Below are 18,283 nucleotides of genomic sequence, written 5' to 3' on the forward strand. Positions count from 1 at the left end.
ATCTGGGGACAACAGCGATCGGAAGATCGATTCCGTGACCGTAGGCTCTGTTTTGATGGCGAGCTGAGACTACCCCAACCAAAGGAGCGTGACACGAGTGAAATATAGAAGACTGGGCAGTACGGAGCTGAAGGTGTCGGTGGTCGGCATCGGCACCTGGCAATTCGGCGGCGAGTGGGGCCGCGACTATACGCAGCAGGAGGCGGATGCGATCCTGGAGCAAGGGCGCGAGCTCGGCATCAATCTGATCGACACCGCCGAGTGCTATGGCGATCACCTGTCCGAGTCGCTGATCGGCGACTACCTGAGCCGGGGACGGCGCGAGGACTGGATCGTGGCGACGAAGTTCGGTCATCAGTTCCATGAGCGGTTCACGCGCACCGATGTGTTCGACGCGGACCGGGTAGTCGCCCAGCTCGATGCCTCGCTGGCGGCGCTCAAGACGGACTATATCGATCTCTACCAATTCCACTCCGGGCCGGACGCCGCCTTCGACAGTGAGGAACTCTGGCAGGTGCTGGAGGGTCAAGTGAAGGCGGGCAAGATCCGTTATCTGGGCACCTCGATCGGCAGCAACGACAATCTGCACCAGACCGAGCAGTCGACCAAGGTGAATAGTCGCGTCATCCAGGTCGTCTACAACCGACTGGACCGCCAGCCGGAGGAGCGGGTATTCCCGTCCTGCGAGCGTCAGGATCTGGGCGTACTGGCTCGAGTGCCGCTGGCGAGCGGCTACCTGAGCGGTAAGTACAAGCCGGGTGCGGTGTTTGACAGCAGCGATGTGCGGCACCGGCATGACGCCGAAGCGACGCGGCGCAAGCTGGAGGAGGTCGAGCGGATCGGACGCGAGGAGGTGCCGGTGGGTACCGATATGGCGAGCTGGGCGCTCGCCTGGTGTCTGCGCCATCCGGCGGTCACCTCGGTCATCCCGGGCTGCAAGGACCCGGAGCAGGTCCGCTCCAACGCGCGCGCCGTCGAGCTGGTGACGGAGCCGCATCCGCAGGATACCGAGCTGTAGGCGCTTCGAGCGGAGCGGATAGGACGAGCTCACTGCACCCGCAGCTCGTCCTGTGTTCTTAACACTACGCCCTTAATATGAAACCCCCGCCTACGACAAACAGCGCAGCTGTCTATCGTCCTGGGCGGGGGTGTCTGTTGTACCTGGAGAGCGGGCTATTATCCTTGACTCTGACTCTGACTCTGACTCTGGCTTTGGCTCTGGCTCCACTCGGCGACGCGCCGATAGCTCTCCTCCTCGGACAGATCCTCGATGCGAGTCATGATCGACCAGCGGACGCCGAACGGATCGAGGATGCTGCAGTAGCGGTCGCCGGAGACGAAGTTGGCGAGCGGCTCCCGGACGGTTGCGCCATGCGCTACAGCCTGAGCGTAGGTCTCGTCGGCATCGGGGACATAGATGCCCATCGAGTAGCAGGCTTGTCCGTCGCCGGGCGGCGGCACGAGGCCGTAGGCGGGATTGACGACACCGATCTGCAGGAAGCCGTGGCCGAAGTCGAGGTCGGCATGGACGATCAGCTGATTGCCCGGCTCTCCAAACTCGGTCACGCTTTTGGCTTTGGCACCGAACACTGCTTCGTAAAAGGCGATCGCCTCTGCTGGCCGCTCGACAGCGATGAACGGCGTGAGCGAGGTGTAGCCATAGGGCTTGCCGTTGGTCGTATGTTCGCCGGTTTTGCCGGCATGATTAATGGACAAGGGATTTCCTCCTTTGGCATCATGAATGCGGATAGCTGGCGCATCAGGCGCGAGCGATTGCGGTTTTAGTATACAGTGTTGCCTGATAAGCTGTATTGTAAAAAGGCGACGAGGAGGATGCGAGGATGAATAGCAACGCAGCGACACCAAGCTCGGATAGCGAGACCGGAACAACGGCTACGGCGACCTTCGGGATGGGCTGCTTTTGGACCCCTGACGCCTACTATGGCCATCTTCCCGGCGTCCTGCGGACGCGCGTCGGCTACGCGGGCGGCACGACGGCGGCGCCGGTCTATCGGGATATGGGCGATCATACGGAGACGGTGCAGGTCGACTACGACCCGGCTCTGATCGGCTACGACCAGTTGTTGGAGGCCTTCTGGGAACGCCACAATCCGGACAATCTGCTCGATTACAAAGGCAACCAGTATCGCTCGCTTATCCTCTACCATACAGAGCAGCAGCGGATGGCGATCGAGGCGCAGCGACAGCGGATCGGCGAGCAAGGCCGCTCGGTGGCGGCGACGGCGGTGCTGCCCTGCACGAGCTGGCATCCGGCGGAGGAGCGGCATCAGAAATATTACTTGAAGCGGTACCCGGATGCGTACCGGCGCGCACTTGAACTGTACGGCAGCGAGACGGCGCTGACGGACGGCTCGCTGGCTGCTCGTCTGAATGGTATCGCCAAAGGCTTCGCCTCGGCCGAGCGATTGCGCGACGAGCTCGCGTCCTGGCCGATCTCCGTCGAGGAGCGGGAGCGATATGAAACGCTCGTACGAAGCATCAAGTGGTAGCTTGAGCGCAGACGAAAGATTAAGGGAACTAAAGGTCAATAGCCTTAAAGGTTGAGCCTCGCAGAAAGGAGCGGCAGATGGCCATTATTGAAGTGACGGAGGACGAATGGCTGCGGCTGAAGCGGATCGGCGGCGGCCGGGACGCGCTTATGTTTTACTCGCCGTTTTGCGGGACGTGCAAGGTGGCCTTGCGGATGCTGGAGGTTGTCGATGCGGCCGGCGTGCCGACGGCCTTGTATAAGATGAACATCAACTATGCTGGCAAGCTGCGCGACGCCTGGCAGATCGCCAGCGTCCCGTGTCTGGTCGTGCTGGAGGATGGACAGCCGGTGCGCAAGGAATATGCGATGCGCTCGGTGGCCCATTTGTTCACGTCGTTAAAGGGTGAGGGAGAGGGTGCGGAAGGGCCGTGAGAAGCTTGCGACACTGACAGTATAGCTGTAGCTTCGTCAGAAGGCCGCAAGAACCACAGACATGCTGTCAGATGAGGCGAAGCAACCATGCATCGCTTCACAGCTCGCATCGCATACTAAACAGGACTGCCAGACGACGGTGTCGCCTAAGCAGTCCTGTTTGGGTATGCTGTTGCTGCCTACAAAGTTGCCCCGCATAGCGAGAGCAAGCTGCGGCATGACAAGTTGCGACGCGTCAAGCTGTGACGTGAGGAGCGCTCTCTGCGTCAGGCAGCACGCTCGCTGGCGTCGGCTGGCGAGCGCCGCAGGTACAGCGTGGCACAGCCGACGGCGAGCAGCACGAGCACCGAGAGGCCCCAGTAGATATTGCCGTAGGCGGTGCCGGCAGGCAGATGATGCTGCCACTCCAGAGCCGAGGCTGCGGCAGCGACCGCGAACGCGCCGCTAAAAAACTGCAGCAGCTGGAACAATCCGAGGCCGGAGCCGATCTGACTGGCGGGCAGGATGCGCGACAGCTCGTTGGAGATGCTGCTGGAGAGGGCGGTGAAGCCTGTGCTCAGCAGCATGTAGACGAACAGGATCGCCATAAAGGACTGACCGGCCAGCAACGCGAACAGGACGACGGACGAGAGGACGAGCAGCGGCGCATAGCGCAGGATCGGTCCATTGCCGTAGGTGTCGATGAGCAGCCCGATCTTGCGCGAGAGGATCATCGCCAGCAGCGAGCCCGGGAAGATGACGAGTCCGGCCTGGATCGCTGTCAGATCGAAGAAGCGGATGAGGATCTGCGGCATCAGGAACAGCGTCGCGAAGCTGCACAGATAGGCGGAGATCCCGACAGCGACCAGCATCAGGTACGTCCGGTTGCCGAACAGCGCCGGCTGTACGAACGGATCGGCTGCCCGCCGGATCCGCAGCGAGAACAGCAGCAGACCGCCGACGCCAGCGGCGAGCGCCGGCCAGCCAGGGAAGGTGAGCAGCAGCAGCAGGCCTGTCGTGCCGATCCCGGCCAGCAGCGCCCCGGCTGCGTCGAAGCTGCCGGGCGAGCCGCTTTCCCTCGGGATCAGCCGGACAAAAAACGGCAGCAGCAGCAGGCTCATCGCAGTGACAGCGAACAGATAGCGCCAGCCGAGCAACTGGACGATGAAGCCGCCGGCGACCGGGCCGAGGCCAAGACCAAGCGAGGCTGCGGCCATCACGGTGGACATGGCGCGACCGCGTCGCGCCAGCGGGATGTAACGGGTGACCAGAACGATCGACAGCGCCGGCATCGCGCCTGCTCCCGACGCCTGTACGACCCGGGCAGCCAGCAGCAGCAGGAAGCTATCGCCGAACAACCCGAGGAACGAAGCGGCGCCGAGCAGCGTGATGGCGACGAGATATAGTGTGCGAATCGGCACAAAATCGGACAAGCGGCTGTACGTAATCGTGGCGATTGCGAAGACGATCGAGTAGCCCGTGACGATCCAGGATGTCGCAGTCGGCGACATCTCAAACACCTCGGAAACGTCAGGGAGCGCAAGGTTAAACATCATCGTGTTCATAATAACCATGACGATGGAGATGCCTAATAGCAACGTCACTGCGCCTTCTCGCAATGCGATCGGGGGCGCGCCGACAGCTCCGCTGCGGGATGAAGTTGAGGACATAGAGCTTACCTCGCTTTAGTTTCGGATAATTTGTAAGTACCTCCGAACTATAGCAGATGAGGCCCGGAACATCAATTGTGAATATTCAGCAGCTAATATTGTGATTTTAATCACATACGACGAAAGGCCATTCTTCTATAATAGAAGTATAGCAAGCAACAAGCCAATCTTAAGGAGGAGAACGTCATGAAAAAGGAATTTATCGTCCACTTCAAGGTCATCCGCGACGGCGAGATCAAACTGCTGCGCGGCCTGATCCCGCTGGAGCCCGGAGCGGAGCCGACCTTGGCCCAATTCGCCCAGTGCTTGAAGGAATGCGGTCATGACGTGAAGCTGATCGACGAGCGGCGGGTCATCTTCGCAGGACGCAAAGACGGCGAGGAGTACAAGATCGACGTGCTCGACGATTATCATCCGGCCACCCGAGACCAAGACGCCGAGCAGCTCGCGACCGCCTTCCAGAAACCAGAGCCCTTATTATAACGAGACGCCCTCCCGGAAGTACCGGCAAGGGCGTCTTTTGCATCGTATAGCGTTATTCGAGTCCAAGCTTGGCGATCCGGCCCGTAATGACGCCCTGGGCGTCTTTATGGAACAGCAGTGCGGTATAACCTTGATCTGAGCCGCTAACAGAGTAACGGAGCGAGTAACCTGTCTGGCCTTCCTCGAATAGCTCGTCTAGAGGGATAATCGCCGTATAGTCATCATAGCTGTAACGAATGTTGCCTTTCTCGTCATAGGTCACCTCGGCGACCGATTCGGGAATGATGCCTTCGATCGGTTGGTCGGTATGAAGCTGTGCGCGCAAGGTTTCAACGACGACCGGCAGCTCCGAAGCTTCGTCATCGCCGGTCTGCTCGGCAGATGGTTGCAGCAGCTCGTTCAGATAAGCTTCGGCTTGGGTCGGGTCGGCTTTGGATGGATCGAGCGGCAGGTCGAACAGTGCCGCAGCCCCGGAGTAATCGGTCCGAGCCTCGACCACTCCCGTCGCTTCATCGTAATGGAACGCATCATTGCTGTAGAACGGGCTGCCGCTGCTCACAGCCAGCACGACGCCGCGATCCGCGAACATCTCGATCTGATCGCAATCGATGATCCGATAGAGGACGCCATCGATGACCTGCTCGGTGTAGCTGCCGTCCATCGTCACGATGTTGGCTTGCCACGGCTTGACGCCCTGAATCAATGGAGAGACGAAAAAGGACTCCTGATACTCGGCAGGCTCGATATCCTTCGGGTTCGGCATCGCTGATCCGTCCGCCTTGGCGATCGAGACGATGGCATACGTTCTGTCCGGGTAGTCTTGCTCGGAGCCTTGCGACAAATCGCTGATTCCGGCGCCGGTCACCAGACCGTGCAGGGTGAATCGATAATCGCCGGAGATAACGGACTCCTCGAGTCGCAGCGCATCGTCGCTGGCGAACGCCTCTGCGAGCAAGCGGTCGCCAGCATTTTCAGCGATTTGGGGGGCGTTGTACAGCTGCGTCGCCGCGTAGGCGGAGACGGACAGGATCAATAACAGCGATGCTGTCAGCAGCGCCGCAGACCATCTTTTTTTGCGTAAAGGCTTCATTTGCTTCCTCTCCCTCATTCGATCAATTAGTTGTTTGTTTAGCTGTTCGTCAGGCTCATGGTCGTTCGCGAGTAACTCGCGAAGCTGGCGTTCCCATTGCTCATCCTTCATGTCCTGCTTCCCACCTCCATAGCTTTTCTTAGCAGCTGGCGTGCCTTGTACAGCCGGCTCTTCACCGTACCTTGCGGGATGCGGAGCGCGGATGCGATCTCTTCCACGCTCAGCTCTGCGGTGTAATACATGTACAGAGGCAGCCGCAGCTTGTCCTTCAACTGATGAGCTGCCTGCCGGAGGATCGCCTGCTGCTCGCGAGACAGCGCGGCGTCCTCAGGCGTGTGCGGCGAGATCGCCCATGACTGGCTTTCATCCTGGTCTGCAAGCCGGGAGACAGGAGCGATTTTTTGCCGCCACGCCAGTTTTCGACGATGGTTCCTATGGAGACCGACCGCTATGGCGATCAGATAGGCTTTGGGATTACGCGTCTTGTCCAGGGTGTGCCGTCCTTCGACCGCTCTCAGGAACGTCTCCTGGTACAGGTCGTCTGCATCGACCGGGTTGCCTGCGAGCTTCCAGCAAAAGCCGTAGATCGCTTTGCCATGCTGTGCAATCAGGTCTGCCAACTCCTCGATATCCAATGGTTTTCCCCTTTCTGAATGGCCATTCACCTATATATTGTCATAGATCGTCGTCCGGTTCATGATCAACATGAGAATTTTCTCTGTTATTGGGACGAGGTTCGGAGCCTTGCAAGACGCCAAATCGTTGCCGCGGAGCGATCGACGGGACAGGCGAACCGATGGGAATTCTGTGAAAACGCTAATGCAATGCTGCCGCAGAGCTATGCTATACTACACAGCGGAGTCTTAACAAGAACGAAACAACTCAGAGCTATATAGCGATGTGGAGGTACAAGGGATGAATGATATAAGCAAGCGAGTATGGTATGCGGTGGCGATGGCGCTGGTAGTCGGGCTCGTGTGGGCGGCAGCCCCGGTATCCCCGGCCTCGGCAGCGGCGGAGGTCGTACATGGCGTGACGATCGAGATCGACGGCGAGCCGAAGGCGTTGAACGAGCCAGCTCGGATGCGGGAGGGGCGGCTGTTCGTGCCGGTAGCGAGAGTGGCGGAGATGTTCGAGGTGAAGGCGTTGAGCTGGAACGCCGCGCATCAGGAGACGACGATCGTCAACACGGCCGGCGATACGATCGTCCTGGGCGATGGCGTACCGGTCGTCTACTTTAATGATGAGCGCTACCGGATGGATACGGCGCCTTTCGTCGCTGGCGGACGGATGTATGTGCCGCTCCGGCATGTCGCCGAGCTGCTGCATGCGAGCGTACACTGGGACGCCGAGCAGCTGCGGGCGATCTTCACGGTGCAGCAGCCTGTGGTCGTCGAGGAGGGCTTTGACCTCCGGGAGATCAGCGTCCAGTACGGCAGCAGCAGCGCGCAGCTCCTGATGCGCAACGGGCTTCAGACGGCAGAGCAGGTGAAGGTCGGGACCGAGCTGCTGGTCGTCGTGCCGTCGATCTTCGATCACAAGGCAGAGCCGTATACCGAGGCGGACTTCAATCTGCTGGCGAAGATTACCCAGGTCGAGTCGGGTTATGAATCGTACGAGGGACAACTGGCGGTCGCCAATGTCATCCTGAATCGGGTGAAGCACGCCGACTTCCCCGATACGGTCCGCGATGTGATCTACTCCGGCAGACAGTTCCCGCCGGCTCACAACGGCAAGCTCGACCGGAGCGTCCCCAACGCCAGCGTGAAACGTGCGGTCAAGGATGCGCTCAACGGCAAAAACAATGTCGGTCAGGCTGTCTACTTCTACAACCCGCGCGTCACGCGCGGCTCCTTTTGGAGCGGGCTGCAGACGGTCGCAACGATCGGCAACCATCGCTTCGCGAAATAGATCGCTTCTCAGCAAAAAAAGACCTCAGCCTCCACCTATCGGTGAGAAGTTGAGGTCTTTTTTGCTCGCAACAGGCGCCGCCAGCCGTCTGGAACCTAGCGTCACTGCTCAGAACAGGATCAGATACAGGCCGCCTAGCGCGGCGAAGCCAAGGATGAGCGCCTGGAACAGCTTTTGCGGGATGAGCGGCAGCACCTTGAAGCCGATAAAAGCGCCAACGCATACCGCCGGGATCATCCAGGCGTTCCACACGAGCGAGTCGGCATTAATGAGTCCGAGATGAACGGTGAACGGAACTTTGATGACGTTAATAATAAAGAAGAAAAACGCGTTTGTGCCGACGAAGGTCGTCTTGTTCATTCCCTTGGAGAGGAGGTAGATCGACATGATACTGCCGGCAGCATTGCCGATCATCGTCGTGAAGCCCGCCAGCACGCCGAGCGTCGCATGGAACGGCGGCGACTGGCTGAAGGCGAAGCGCAGTGCCTGCTCCAGCTTATCCTTGGCCAGGTGCAGGCCGATCAGCAGCAACACGAGACTGCCGATGACGAGCGACAGCGAGTCGTTGCTGATGAAGCCGAGCACCCAATAGCCGACGAGCAAGCCGCCCAGCACCCAAGGCAGCAGGGTGAGCAGATGCCTCCAGACGACGGCGTGCCGGTAGTACAGGATGGCGATGATGTCGCCGGTGATCAGGATCGGCGTCAGCAGACCGACCGATTCGCGGGCCGGGAAGACCGAGGCCATGATGGCGGCGACGAAGATGCCGAGCGTCGGCACGCCGGTCTTGGTGAAGCCGACCATCACGGCGCACAGGATGAGTACCGTAAGTTGTAGTGCGTTGATGTCCATGAGTTCTCCCTCGTGCAGTCATTTTTCCCAGTATAGCACGAAGGAGCCTGGACTGAACACGGTAGAGCCGGTCCTCTAAATCTCCAAAATCTTGATCAGATTGGTCGTGCCGGCGCGGCCGATCGGTACGCCTGCCGAGATAACGATCGTGTCGCCCTCGGCTACCAGTCCGGTATCCTTGGCGCCGCGCACCGCAGCGTCGAACATGTCGTCCGTCGAGGTGACGCCTTCGCCCAGCACCGGCAGCACGCCGGAGAGCAGGCAGATCTTCGGCAAGGTATGCTCATGCTGCGAGATTGCGATGATCGGCGCGCTCGGGCGGTACTTGGAGATCATCCGCGCCGTATAGCCGCTCTCCGTCGAAGTGACGATGGCAGTCGCGCCCAGCTCGAGCGAAGCGCTGACCGCCCCCTGACTGATCACCTCGGTAATATTGGTGCCCTGCTGCTCGCGTCTGCGCTTGAACTGCGCGCGGTAGTCGGTCATCCCCTCGGCCTTCCGGGCGATCGAAGCCATTGTCCGCACCGACTCGACCGGATAGTTGCCTGCCGCCGACTCGCCCGAGAGCATGACGACGTCTGCGCCTTGCAGGACAGCATTGGCAACGTCGCTCACCTCGGCGCGCGTCGGACGCGGGTTGTACTGCATCGACTCGAGCATATGCGTCGCGACGATGACCGGCTTGCCAGCGAGGTTGCACTGCTCGATCATCCGCAGCTGCATGAGCGGCACGTCCTCGATCGGGATCTCGACGCCGAGATCGCCCCTTGCGACCATGATGCCGTCGGAGGCTTCGATGATGGCCTCCAGGTTCAGGACGCCTTCCTCGTTTTCGATCTTGGAGATGATCTGTACATGCGGCGCGCCTTGCTCCTCGAGCAGCTGGCGGATCTCGTAGATGTCCTCGGCCTTGCGGACGAAGGAAGCGGCGATCATCTCGACGCCGTGCTCGATCCCGAAGGCGATATGGGCGATGTCGCGTTCGGTGACCCCTGGCAGCGTCGTCCGGATGCCTGGCAGGTTGACGCCCTTGCGCGGCTTCAGCTTGCCGCCGCTGACGATCAGGCAGCGCACCTCGGTATCGGTGACGTCCTGCACCGTCAGGTCGACGAGACCGTCATCGATCAGGATGCGGTCGCCGCTCTTGACGACAAGCGGCAGCTCGGCGTAGTTGACCCAGATGCGCTCCGCGTCGCCGAGCGTCTCTACCGTTGTGAGCGTCAGCGTCTCGCCTGCGATCAGCTCGCAGTACTCCTCGCGCAGCCGACCGATCCGCACCTCCGGTCCTTTGATATCCATCATGACCGGCACGCGTGTGCCGAGCTCGCTGGCGGCCTGGCGGATATTGCGGATCCGCTGGATATGATCCTCCAGCTCGCCGTGCGCCATATTGAGGCGGCCGACCGTCATGCCGCCGCTGATCATTGCTTTGAGGGTAGCTATATTGTCGCAAGCGGGACCCATTGTACAGATAATTTTAGTTTTTAACATGATATGCTCCTCCTTGCCGCGCTCCGAAGACGAGACGCTTCGGGAGCTTGCGCTTCGTCTAGTGAAGTGGCGGTAGTCTTTAGATACATTTATTGTAACCCGTCTTGTCGAAAGATGACATGAACTATAGTATACTCAATAGACTATAGTACGATCGGAGGCGAGCGCATTGAAGCTGGAAGCAGTGAGGTATGACCGGGGCGTAGACTGGTATGAGGAGGGGCATACGGAGCAGAGTCGGGTGATGGCGCTCGTCACGTACGGGCGCTGCGTGTATTGGGTGGAGGGAGAGAAATATATCCTGGAGAAGGGCGATCTGCTGCTCATCCCGCCGGGTACCGCCTATTATGCCAAAAGTGTACCGACGGTCATGCATACCAAATATGTCGTCCGGTTCGCCTGGCTGACCGATGCGGGGGAGCTATCCGTGCTAACTGGGCCGCAGCCGCTGCACCATAGTCCGGGCTGCTACGAGCTGGTCATCGAACGGCTGAAGGAGATGACGGAGCAGTGGGGGGAGCGCGCCGACTATTATAAGCTGATGGCTGGGGCGCAGCTGACAGAGGCGCTCGTCTACCTAAGTCGGGAGACGGATCGGGGACAACTGCCTGTCGGCAAGCGACGGCTGGCGGAGAGCATGAAGCAATACATCCAGACGAACTATCGACAGGCGGTGAATAAGGAGGCGCTCGGTGAGGCCGTCGGTCTCTCACCCAATTATGCGGCAACGCTGTTCCGCACAGTTACAGGCCAGACAATCAGCGAGTATATGCACCGTCAGCGGATCAAGACGGCCATCTACATGCTGACCGACTCCTTGCTGACGATCCATGAGATCGCTGAGTCGGTTGGCTATAGCGATCCGTCATACTTCCACCGGGTGTTCAAGCGGCTGACCGGGAGTACACCGTCCGCGTACCTGCAGGATCGTCCGCCAACCCCGTGAGCGAATTCGCTTCGCAAAAAAAACACCCCGCGCTCCGAAGGCTCGGATACAGGGTGCGGGTGAACTAGCCATTCTACGAAGCTGCAGGCAGCTCGTCTTCGATAATCTCCGGTTCGGGGTACGTCTTGCCGTGCAGCTCAACCGTTACCTTAGTCATGACCGGTGGCTCCTGCGGCCGTGAGTGAGGGCCAGTGACCGGCAGCTCGACAAGCTCGTCGACGACCTCGATCCCCTCGATCACTTCGCCGAAGGCGGCGTAGTTGCCGTCGAGTTGAGTCGCGTCCCCCTGCATGATAAAGAACTGCGAGCCGGCAGTGTCTTCGCCTTCTGCGCGGGCCATCGAGATGACGCCTCGCGTATGGCTCAGCTCGTTGGGGAAGCCGTTGTTCGTGAACTCGCCCTTGATGCTGTAGCCGGGTCCGCCCAGACCGCTGCCTTCAGGATCGCCGCCCTGGACCATGAAGCCTTTGATGATCCGATGGAAGATCGTGCCGTCATAGGCGCCGCTCTGAACGAGCGAGATGAAGTTGTTGACGGTATTGGGCGCGATCTCTGGGTAGAGCTCCACCCGGATAATCTTCTCATTGTCCATCTCGATCGTGACGACGGGATTGGCGCCGTCCTGGCCGGATGCTCCGCCTGCTGCAGCGCCATCTGTATTGGAAGGTTGATTGTTGGCCGGTGTATTCGGTGAAGACGTTTCTTCCGCGTTGTCGGGGCGGTTGCCACAGCCGGAGAGGAAGATGACGCAGAGCGCCATGATGATAAGAAATGAGATCTGATTTCGGGCCTTTCTTGTCATGCTCCATTTCCCCCTAGTCTGATGTACATTCGTATAATAGCATAGCCGCTTGCAATAAATCTACTTTTTCTGTGCAGCGGACGCGCAAAAACAGGGCCATCCACGCCGAATTGCAGCGTAGGGATGGTCCTCTAGAAGGAGATGTGGGAATCTTGCGCCAAGGGCGGAGCATGCGTCGTTACACCAGTTGTGGCTCGGCTACAGCCTGCTCTCTCATCCTGCGGAAGGCGCTCTCCTGCAGCACCTCGCGGAGCTCCGAGCATTGCCTGTGAAAAGCCTCGGGCGACAATGCGCCGCTCTGCAAGCGCTGGCGCAGCAGCGCAGTCATCTCCGCGACCTGCAGCTCGATCACCTCGTCGATGTCGGCATGCCGTGCAACGGCGATGTCTGCCAGAGACTCGCCGGCGTAGAGCCGCTCCTGGATCTCCTCGGACGTTACGCCGAGCAGCTGCGGCAAGTCGGCCTTATTCGCGCGATTGATGCCTCCCGGCTGCCTATAGCAGGGATAACGGCCGGCTGCCTGCTCTTGTCCTATGACATTTCGTATCGTAACCGCCAAGGCCATCGTGCCTGCGATCATCAGTTGTTTCGGGTTCATGCGGGGTACCTCTCCTCGCCGATCTAAGCTCTGGATGCGGGGCTCGTCTTGCCGCCCTTCTATGATTAACCCGGCATTCGTCGGCATAAACGCAGGCGAGCGGATTAATTACGCGGCAGCTCGCGCTCGACACGGGCGATCAGCTCGCTGATCTTCGTCTCCAGTCCATGCTGTTTTTGCTTGTCGGCTGCGAGCTGACGGGTGAGTGTGGCCAGTGAGGAGAAGGCGCGGCTCACCGCGGATGCGTCTTTCTTGCGTATCGCCTGGTTGGCCGCCTGCCAGCCAGACGCGGCTTGCTTCTTGAGGGCGCTGATTGTGCTTTTTGCGGAGCGGATCTGGACTTTGAGCGGATCAACGCCAGCGAGCATGTCACGCAGCTTTTTCGTTGTCTTGGCCTTCTCGGACTTCGCTTGCTTGAGGGCCTGCTCGCGTGCGCGGATATCGTCCCGCGCGAGCTGGACGGCCCAGCGTAGTTGATCGGCTTGCGCCTTCAGCGCTTTGTTCAGCTCCTTGTCTTTGAGCGGCTTGGCAGCTGCGATCTGCCGGTTCAGGACGGTCTGCGTATCCAGCAGCGGTTTGTAGCGAGCCTTGGTCTGCTGCACCTGCTGCTCCAACTGACGGATCCTGCTATCGCCGATCTGGCGGATCGCGGTCCGCAGCTTGGCGATTCGCTCCTCGTTGGCATAGTGAAGCTCGCGGATTCGCGTGTCCCAGCTCGCCTCCTCCGACTGTCGTGCCAGCACGTCCTTGTACTGCTGCTCCAGCTTCCGCGCTGTCGTCTGATCGGATGCGGCGATCAGCTTGTCGAGCGCGGTCTTGTTGCTGCTCGTCAGTCCGTAGGTGCTGGCGGACGCTGGCGGCGGACTAAGCGCGAGCAGCAGGGCGAGCGCCAGCAGCGCCGGCAGCAGACGCAGCAGCCGGTCGTTCTTGATCATCATCGATGACCTCCTTTTGGCCCCAAGGCCGTATCATGCCGATCCCTTCATGCAGCAGGCGAGCACGCAAAAAAAAGCACCCGCAAGAGGGCGCATGCGCGCCGCTCCTTACGGGTGCTTCCAACGTAAGTAAAGTTTGGGATTCGGTTGCTTTCACTATACCTGCTCCTCTCCCGCGCTGTCAAGCTCCGCAAGGGTTTGATTTGGCCCTCGGCTGGGTATGTTATGAAGTAAACGGTTGAGCATTAGGAGCAACCTGCTGGGTCATTAGACGCCTTGCGCCCTGGCGTTGATTTTGCTACCATTAGATCACATTTAGTAGATGTGAGAGAACGGAGGCTTATCGAACGTGGCAGTAGGGATAGATGATAAGAGGCCGATCCGATCCGGTGGTTTGCGGACGTCGCTGCCGGTCTTGCTGCTGCGCCAGCTGCGTCCGAAGCAGTGGACCAAGAACCTGCTCGTGTTCGCAGCGCTGCTGTTTTCCTTTGAACGGATTGCGATAGAGACGGCTGCCGCTTCGGTGGCCGGTTTTTTGCTGTTCAGCTTTGTGGCGGGCTGCGTCTATATTATCAATGATGTAGCTGATCGTGAGGCTGATCGGCATCATCCAACCAAGCGAGAACGTCCGATCGCTTCCGGCGCGCTGCAGCCCGGCGTTGCGCTGGCGTTTGGCGCCTTGCTGCTGGCGGGTTCGCTTGTAGCGGCTTATCTGATCAATCCGCTGTTTTTGGTGCTGCTGATCGGTTATTTTGCGCTTAATGTGGCGTACTCCTTCAAGCTGAAGCATATGGTGATCATCGACATTATGACGATCGCCGCTGGCTTCGTGCTGCGGGCGATCGCCGGCGGGCTCGTCATCCATGTGCCGTTCACGCCGTGGTTTCTGCTCTGCACGCTGTTGCTCTCGCTGTTCCTGGCGATCGGCAAGCGCCGGCAGGAGCTGGTGCTGCTCGGACGGGGCGTCGGCTCGCATCGCGAGGTGCTGGCGCATTATTCGCTGCCGTTGCTCGACCAACTGACGAGCATCGTCACGACGGCGACGATTATGGCGTATTCGCTGTTCACCTTTACATCCGGGCGGACGATCCATCTGATGTGGACGATCCCGCTGGTGCTCTACGGCATCTTCCGGTATCTGTACCTCATCCATATCGAGGGCAAGGGCGGCGCGCCGGACAAGGTGCTGCTCGAGGACAAGCCGCTGCTGGCGACGGTCGTCCTCTATGTCATCAGCGTCGTCTGCATTCTGGCGTGGCTGGAGTAGAGACGCGGGCAGACGGAATATCGGTTGCAGAGGAGAGGGCTAGCTTAGGAACGGGGGCAAAGGATGGAGACGAAGGGCCGCCGGCATGCCGGCAAAGCGATGATGGTGATGGCCGCCTGGCTGACGGCGACCGGCCAGCTGTTCTGGAAGTGGGGGCATGACGATATCCTGTACATGGCTGCGGGCTTCCTCTGTTATGGGGCGGGGGCGGTGCTGATGATTAGGGCGTATGCGCGCGAGAAGCTGTCGGTGGCGTATCCGCTCATGTGTCTGAGCTACGTGTTCGCGCTGATCTACGGCGATCTGCTGTTGGGCGAAGACCTCAGCTGGCGTAAAGCGGGGGCGGTGGCGCTGATCGGGATCGGCGTCACTCTGACATCCTATGAGCGATAGCCTGCTCTATGTGCTGCTCGTCGTCATGACCGGCTGCGGCGCGGTCGGCAGCGTCCTGTTCAAGGCTTATTCCGGGTCCCGCCGCAAGCTCGTGCTGCTCGCCGGATTCGCCAGCTACGGCCTCGGCGCGCTGCTCAACATCTACCTGCTCGGCTATTTGCCTTATACGATCGTTATGCCTGCCAACGCCTTGACCTTCATCTGGGCGCTGCTGCTGGCGCGGCTCGTCTTCGGCGAGACGATCGGCATCTTCAAGCTGGCAGGGGTCGGATGTATCGTCTCGGGCGTGGTCTTGCTCCTTGGAGGCCAGGGCTAAGCGGGAGCGGCGGCCGGACGAATTTACGAACCTGGAGGGTACATAAGCATGAGCTTTTGGCATTATCTATGGCGCTACCGCACGGACAACTGGGCGGCGCTTATCCTGTTCCTCGCGTTGACGGGGCTCTATATCGCGGCGAATATGCCGTATGTGCAATTCATGACGGAGCATGACGCGCTGCTCCAGCAGCATAGCCCGTTTTATGGCGCGCCGTTTACACTCAATCTGTTCAACTTTGATCCCTCGATGTATTACCCGGCTGGTGCGCCGACGATCATTCACCCCGTCAAGGATCTGCTCGCCGTGCCGCTCGCATGGGCAGCCGGCCATCTGGGGGGACTGATGTTCTTCCTGGTCGTGCAATCGGCGATCAATGCGGCGAGCGCGGTGCTGCTGTTCTACGGCATCCGTCGCAGCGGCGGATCGTTGGCGCTGGCCGGGGCATTTGGCCTGTGGCTGGGCGTCAGCTCCTACAGTCTGTTCACAGCGCTCATCCCGGACTCCTATCCGTATGTGCAGCTGCTCATCCTCTGGTCGGTGCTCTACCTGCAGTACGCCCGCAGTACAGAGCAGGGCGGCGGACTATGGCCGCAAGCGTCGCTGGCGGCAGCCAACTTCGCGATCACGTCGACCAATGTGGCGACCTTCATGGCTGGCGTCTTCATCAACCTGCTCGACGGCAGTCGCCGCTTCGGCGCGCTGGTGCGGCGCTTCCTGCTGATCGGCGCGGCGGCCTTGGGTCTGGCGCTGCTGCTGACAGGCGTGCAGTGGCTGCTGTTTGGCGGCAGCACCTGGCTGACGAGCTGGCGTCAAGGCCTGTCGGATGGGGGCTTCAGCTACGTTGCCTCCTTCTCCTGGGCGCATCATTGGCAAGCCTTCTACATGCTCTTTATTAATCCGGTGTTCTCGCCGGTTATCTCCTATATCGATCCCGGACTGGCTGCCTTCGTCACCGATCTGGGTCAGACGTACCCGCTATATGTGCAGGTGCTTGGCTGGGGACTGATCGCGCTGGCGCTGCTCGGCTTGTACCGTGGCCGTCGGAGCCGGGAGAGCTGGATTCTCGCCGTCTATATCGGCTTTGCGCTGCTGCTCCATCTGGTCGTCGGCTTCGGGCTCGGCGCCTTCCAATACGATATGTACCTGTATGCGGGGCACTCGCTGTTCGCGATCTTCTTGCTGGCGGCAGCCTTCCTGAACAGCCTCGCTCCTGGTCGCCTGCGGCAGCTGCTGGTCGGGCTGGTGTGGGCAGCCGCACTCGTCGCGCTCGTCCACAACCTCGTCCGGCATGCCGAGTCGCTGGACACGATCCGGGATGTCTTCCTGGCCTGATGCTACATCCAGCAACTTAAGAAGGTGACGGTAAGTGGGGTATGTCTATCTGCTCCTGGCTACGCTGGCCTGGAGCTTTGTCGGCTTGCTGGTGAAGTCCGCTTCGACGATGGTCGATGCGCCGCTCATCACGTTCGCCCGATTCAGCCTCGGTATCCTCTTCCTTGGGGCATTCTTGTTCATGAAGAACGGCCGTCTCGAGCTGAGGGGCAATCTACGCTGGATCTGGCTGGGCGCGATCGGCAAGTCGATCAACTATATCTTTGAGAATATCGCGATCTCGATGGGCTATGCCTACGGCAATATCCTCGTGCCGCCGATCCAGACAGTCGTGCTGCTGGCGGCGTCGGCGTGGCTGTTCCGGGAGCGGGTGTCCGGCAAAGGCTGGATCGCCGCCGCCTGCTGCATCGCCGGGGTGCTGGCGATCAGCTGGAACGGTCAGCCGCTGGACAGCCTGCTCGGGGCGAGCGGCTGGATCACCGTGCTGTTCGCCTGCTCTGCCTTCGGCTCGGCGCTCCATGTACTCAGTCAGAAGCGGCTCATCGAGCAGATGGATAACGGGACGATGAATTTCTCGGTGTTCTTCTGGTGCAGCGTGCTGACGGCGTTGCCGTTGCCTGTACAGTCGGCAGGGCTAATCGGTCCGGTGAGCGGCGCGGCGCTGCTGGCGCTGGCGGCTTTAGGCCTGATTACCGGGCTCAGCTTCGTCTGGTTCGCCGAAGCGGTGCGGCGGGTGCCGTTTCCGATGGTGATCCTCGTCAGCAACAGTATGGCGCTCTTCACGATCCTGTGGTCCTTCCTGTTCCTCGGCGAGCCGATCACCGGCTATATCCTCGGCGGAACGTTCCTCTTCTTCCTCGGACTCGTCTTGCTCCACCTGCCGCTCATGCGCGCCAAGCGGCGACCGGAGGCGGAGCGGGCCGAAGAGACCAAAGAGACCAAAGAGACCGCCACTAGTCCATGACAGACAGCCAAGCTCCCTATGGGCTCTAACGCTCGCTGCAACGGAGTACTGTAGACATCGAGCTCCAAACGCATAGCAAACAACCCAGCTCCCCCATCAGGAGCTGGGCTATTTGCTATGCCTCCCCTTCGTCAGGCTCGTCGACGCTGACGGGCGGGAACCACAGCTTGCGCAGATCGACCCAGCCCTGCGCGCCCCAGGAGACGCCTCGCAGGGAGGGCAGATAGGCGGCCTCTACCGGCTTCTCGTAGAGGATATGGAGCTGGCGGCGGGCGACCAGCTCGCTCTCGAGCGCCTCATACAGCGTCGCGCGCGCCTCCGCGTCAGT

20 protein-coding genes and 1 pseudogene are annotated in these 18,283 nt (G+C 60.3%); 11 read left to right on the plus strand and 10 right to left on the minus strand.

The genetic code is table 11. From position 1 onward, the window contains the following. Positions 1 to 97 precede the first annotated feature (97 nt). The gene (locus PA598K_RS32135) at positions 98 to 1,018 is read left to right on the plus strand and encodes an aldo/keto reductase (protein ID WP_128660842.1); all 921 of its coding nucleotides are present in this window, start codon (positions 98 to 100) and stop codon (positions 1,016 to 1,018) included. 158 nt (positions 1,019 to 1,176) lie between these two features. Here PA598K_RS32135 and PA598K_RS32140 read toward each other — a convergent pair whose 3' ends face one another. Then, the gene (locus tag PA598K_RS32140) at positions 1,177 to 1,716 is read right to left on the minus strand and encodes a VOC family protein (RefSeq protein WP_128660843.1); all 540 of its coding nucleotides are present in this window, start codon (positions 1,714 to 1,716) and stop codon (positions 1,177 to 1,179) included. Between the two features lie 125 nt (positions 1,717 to 1,841). Between PA598K_RS32140 and msrA the strand changes: the two genes are divergently transcribed. Further along, positions 1,842 to 2,510 (plus strand): peptide-methionine (S)-S-oxide reductase MsrA, encoded by a 669-nt coding sequence (msrA, locus tag PA598K_RS32145; protein ID WP_128660844.1) that lies wholly within the window; start codon positions 1,842 to 1,844, stop codon positions 2,508 to 2,510. 77 nt (positions 2,511 to 2,587) lie between these two features. Then, entirely contained in the window at positions 2,588 to 2,923 is a 336-nt protein-coding gene (locus tag PA598K_RS32150; RefSeq protein WP_128660845.1) for a thioredoxin family protein, read from the plus strand. A gap of 266 nt (positions 2,924 to 3,189) precedes the next feature. Here the strand turns inward: PA598K_RS32150 and PA598K_RS32155 are convergent, their stop codons facing one another. Next, positions 3,190 to 4,572: an MFS transporter gene (locus tag PA598K_RS32155; protein ID WP_128660846.1), complete on the minus strand. Its 1,383-nt coding sequence runs from the start codon at positions 4,570 to 4,572 to the stop codon at positions 3,190 to 3,192. A 186-nt stretch (positions 4,573 to 4,758) separates the two neighbouring features. On the opposite strand from PA598K_RS32155, the gene PA598K_RS32160 reads away from it, so the two are divergent. Beyond that, entirely contained in the window at positions 4,759 to 5,055 is a 297-nt protein-coding gene (locus tag PA598K_RS32160; RefSeq protein WP_128660847.1) for a hypothetical protein, read from the plus strand. A gap of 52 nt (positions 5,056 to 5,107) precedes the next feature. Here PA598K_RS32160 and PA598K_RS32165 read toward each other — a convergent pair whose 3' ends face one another. Next, positions 5,108 to 6,145, minus strand: a complete 1,038-nt coding sequence (locus PA598K_RS32165; RefSeq protein ID WP_128660848.1) for a hypothetical protein — start codon at positions 6,143 to 6,145, stop codon at positions 5,108 to 5,110. A 107-nt stretch (positions 6,146 to 6,252) separates the two neighbouring features. After that, positions 6,253 to 6,780 carry an RNA polymerase sigma factor gene (locus PA598K_RS32170; protein ID WP_128660849.1) on the minus strand — a complete coding sequence of 176 codons (528 nt, stop codon included), beginning with the start codon at positions 6,778 to 6,780 and terminating at the stop codon, positions 6,253 to 6,255. A gap of 280 nt (positions 6,781 to 7,060) precedes the next feature. On the opposite strand from PA598K_RS32170, the gene PA598K_RS32175 reads away from it, so the two are divergent. After that, positions 7,061 to 8,056 (plus strand): cell wall hydrolase, encoded by a 996-nt coding sequence (locus PA598K_RS32175; RefSeq protein ID WP_128660850.1) that lies wholly within the window; start codon positions 7,061 to 7,063, stop codon positions 8,054 to 8,056. A gap of 108 nt (positions 8,057 to 8,164) precedes the next feature. On the opposite strand, the gene PA598K_RS32180 is transcribed toward PA598K_RS32175, so the two are convergent. Together PA598K_RS32180 and pyk are read right to left on the minus strand one after the other, a co-directional pair. Next, positions 8,165 to 8,908 carry a sulfite exporter TauE/SafE family protein gene (locus PA598K_RS32180; RefSeq protein WP_128660851.1) on the minus strand — a complete coding sequence of 248 codons (744 nt, stop codon included), beginning with the start codon at positions 8,906 to 8,908 and terminating at the stop codon, positions 8,165 to 8,167. Positions 8,909 to 8,983: 75 nt separating this feature from the next. Continuing rightward, on the minus strand, positions 8,984 to 10,399 hold the full coding sequence (gene pyk, locus PA598K_RS32185) for a pyruvate kinase (RefSeq protein WP_128660852.1): 1,416 nt from the start codon (positions 10,397 to 10,399) through the stop codon (positions 8,984 to 8,986). 169 nt (positions 10,400 to 10,568) lie between these two features. Between pyk and PA598K_RS32190 the strand changes: the two genes are divergently transcribed. Then, the gene (locus tag PA598K_RS32190; RefSeq protein WP_260405721.1) at positions 10,569 to 11,345 is read left to right on the plus strand and encodes an AraC family transcriptional regulator; all 777 of its coding nucleotides are present in this window, start codon (positions 10,569 to 10,571) and stop codon (positions 11,343 to 11,345) included. Positions 11,346 to 11,418: 73 nt separating this feature from the next. Here PA598K_RS32190 and PA598K_RS32195 read toward each other — a convergent pair whose 3' ends face one another. From PA598K_RS32195 to PA598K_RS32205, 3 genes are all read right to left on the minus strand, one after another. After that, the gene (locus PA598K_RS32195; RefSeq protein WP_128660853.1) at positions 11,419 to 12,147 is read right to left on the minus strand and encodes a peptidylprolyl isomerase; all 729 of its coding nucleotides are present in this window, start codon (positions 12,145 to 12,147) and stop codon (positions 11,419 to 11,421) included. A 178-nt stretch (positions 12,148 to 12,325) separates the two neighbouring features. Then, positions 12,326 to 12,745, minus strand: a complete 420-nt coding sequence (locus tag PA598K_RS32200; RefSeq protein ID WP_128660854.1) for a hypothetical protein — start codon at positions 12,743 to 12,745, stop codon at positions 12,326 to 12,328. 104 nt (positions 12,746 to 12,849) lie between these two features. Beyond that, the gene (locus PA598K_RS32205) at positions 12,850 to 13,683 is read right to left on the minus strand and encodes a hypothetical protein (protein ID WP_128660855.1); all 834 of its coding nucleotides are present in this window, start codon (positions 13,681 to 13,683) and stop codon (positions 12,850 to 12,852) included. 346 nt (positions 13,684 to 14,029) lie between these two features. Between PA598K_RS32205 and PA598K_RS32210 the strand changes: the two genes are divergently transcribed. The 5 genes from PA598K_RS32210 to PA598K_RS32230 all read left to right on the plus strand — a co-directional run bounded on the left by PA598K_RS32210 (position 14,030) and on the right by PA598K_RS32230 (position 17,955). Further along, complete coding sequence (locus tag PA598K_RS32210) at positions 14,030 to 14,947, plus strand: decaprenyl-phosphate phosphoribosyltransferase (RefSeq protein WP_128660856.1); 918 nt, start codon at positions 14,030 to 14,032, stop codon at positions 14,945 to 14,947. Positions 14,948 to 15,010: 63 nt separating this feature from the next. Continuing rightward, on the plus strand, positions 15,011 to 15,340 hold the full coding sequence (locus PA598K_RS32215) for an EamA family transporter (RefSeq protein WP_128660857.1): 330 nt from the start codon (positions 15,011 to 15,013) through the stop codon (positions 15,338 to 15,340). Continuing rightward, positions 15,330 to 15,656 carry an EamA family transporter gene (locus PA598K_RS32220; RefSeq protein WP_128660858.1) on the plus strand — a complete coding sequence of 109 codons (327 nt, stop codon included), beginning with the start codon at positions 15,330 to 15,332 and terminating at the stop codon, positions 15,654 to 15,656. The genes PA598K_RS32215 and PA598K_RS32220 overlap by 11 nt, the downstream gene beginning before the upstream one ends. Positions 15,657 to 15,704: 48 nt before the next feature. Then, positions 15,705 to 16,991, plus strand: coding sequence for a DUF6080 domain-containing protein (locus tag PA598K_RS32225; protein ID WP_128660859.1), 1,287 nt, complete (start codon positions 15,705 to 15,707; stop codon positions 16,989 to 16,991). Positions 16,992 to 17,025: 34 nt separating this feature from the next. Beyond that, positions 17,026 to 17,955 (plus strand): DMT family transporter, encoded by a 930-nt coding sequence (locus tag PA598K_RS32230; protein ID WP_128660860.1) that lies wholly within the window; start codon positions 17,026 to 17,028, stop codon positions 17,953 to 17,955. A 115-nt stretch (positions 17,956 to 18,070) separates the two neighbouring features. Here PA598K_RS32230 and PA598K_RS32235 read toward each other — a convergent pair. Then, positions 18,071 to 18,283 (minus strand): annotated as a pseudogene (locus PA598K_RS32235) (ABC transporter substrate-binding protein); the annotation flags it as partial.

This window comes from Paenibacillus sp. 598K (assembly GCF_003851045.1).
GTDB lineage: Bacteria > Bacillota > Bacilli > Paenibacillales > Paenibacillaceae > Paenibacillus_D.

Bases quoted from the DNA above. Each gene is read 5' to 3' on its own strand.
- msrA (WP_128660844.1), top strand. From the start codon at position 1,842: ATGAATAGCAACGCAGCGACACCAAGCTCGGATAGCGAGACCGGAACA.
- PA598K_RS32150 (WP_128660845.1), top strand. From the start codon at position 2,588: ATGGCCATTATTGAAGTGACGGAGGACGAATGGCTGCGGCTGAAGCGG.
- PA598K_RS32155 (WP_128660846.1), bottom strand. From the start codon at position 4,572: ATGTCCTCAACTTCATCCCGCAGCGGAGCTGTCGGCGCGCCCCCGATC.
- PA598K_RS32160 (WP_128660847.1), top strand. From the start codon at position 4,759: ATGAAAAAGGAATTTATCGTCCACTTCAAGGTCATCCGCGACGGCGAG.
- PA598K_RS32165 (WP_128660848.1), bottom strand. From the start codon at position 6,145: ATGAAGCCTTTACGCAAAAAAAGATGGTCTGCGGCGCTGCTGACAGCA.
- PA598K_RS32175 (WP_128660850.1), top strand. From the start codon at position 7,061: ATGAATGATATAAGCAAGCGAGTATGGTATGCGGTGGCGATGGCGCTG.
- PA598K_RS32180 (WP_128660851.1), bottom strand. From the start codon at position 8,908: ATGGACATCAACGCACTACAACTTACGGTACTCATCCTGTGCGCCGTG.
- pyk (WP_128660852.1), bottom strand. From the start codon at position 10,399: ATGTTAAAAACTAAAATTATCTGTACAATGGGTCCCGCTTGCGACAAT.
- PA598K_RS32195 (WP_128660853.1), bottom strand. From the start codon at position 12,147: ATGACAAGAAAGGCCCGAAATCAGATCTCATTTCTTATCATCATGGCG.
- PA598K_RS32200 (WP_128660854.1), bottom strand. From the start codon at position 12,745: ATGAACCCGAAACAACTGATGATCGCAGGCACGATGGCCTTGGCGGTT.
- PA598K_RS32205 (WP_128660855.1), bottom strand. From the start codon at position 13,683: ATGATGATCAAGAACGACCGGCTGCTGCGTCTGCTGCCGGCGCTGCTG.
- PA598K_RS32215 (WP_128660857.1), top strand. From the start codon at position 15,011: ATGGAGACGAAGGGCCGCCGGCATGCCGGCAAAGCGATGATGGTGATG.
- PA598K_RS32220 (WP_128660858.1), top strand. From the start codon at position 15,330: ATGAGCGATAGCCTGCTCTATGTGCTGCTCGTCGTCATGACCGGCTGC.
- PA598K_RS32225 (WP_128660859.1), top strand. From the start codon at position 15,705: ATGAGCTTTTGGCATTATCTATGGCGCTACCGCACGGACAACTGGGCG.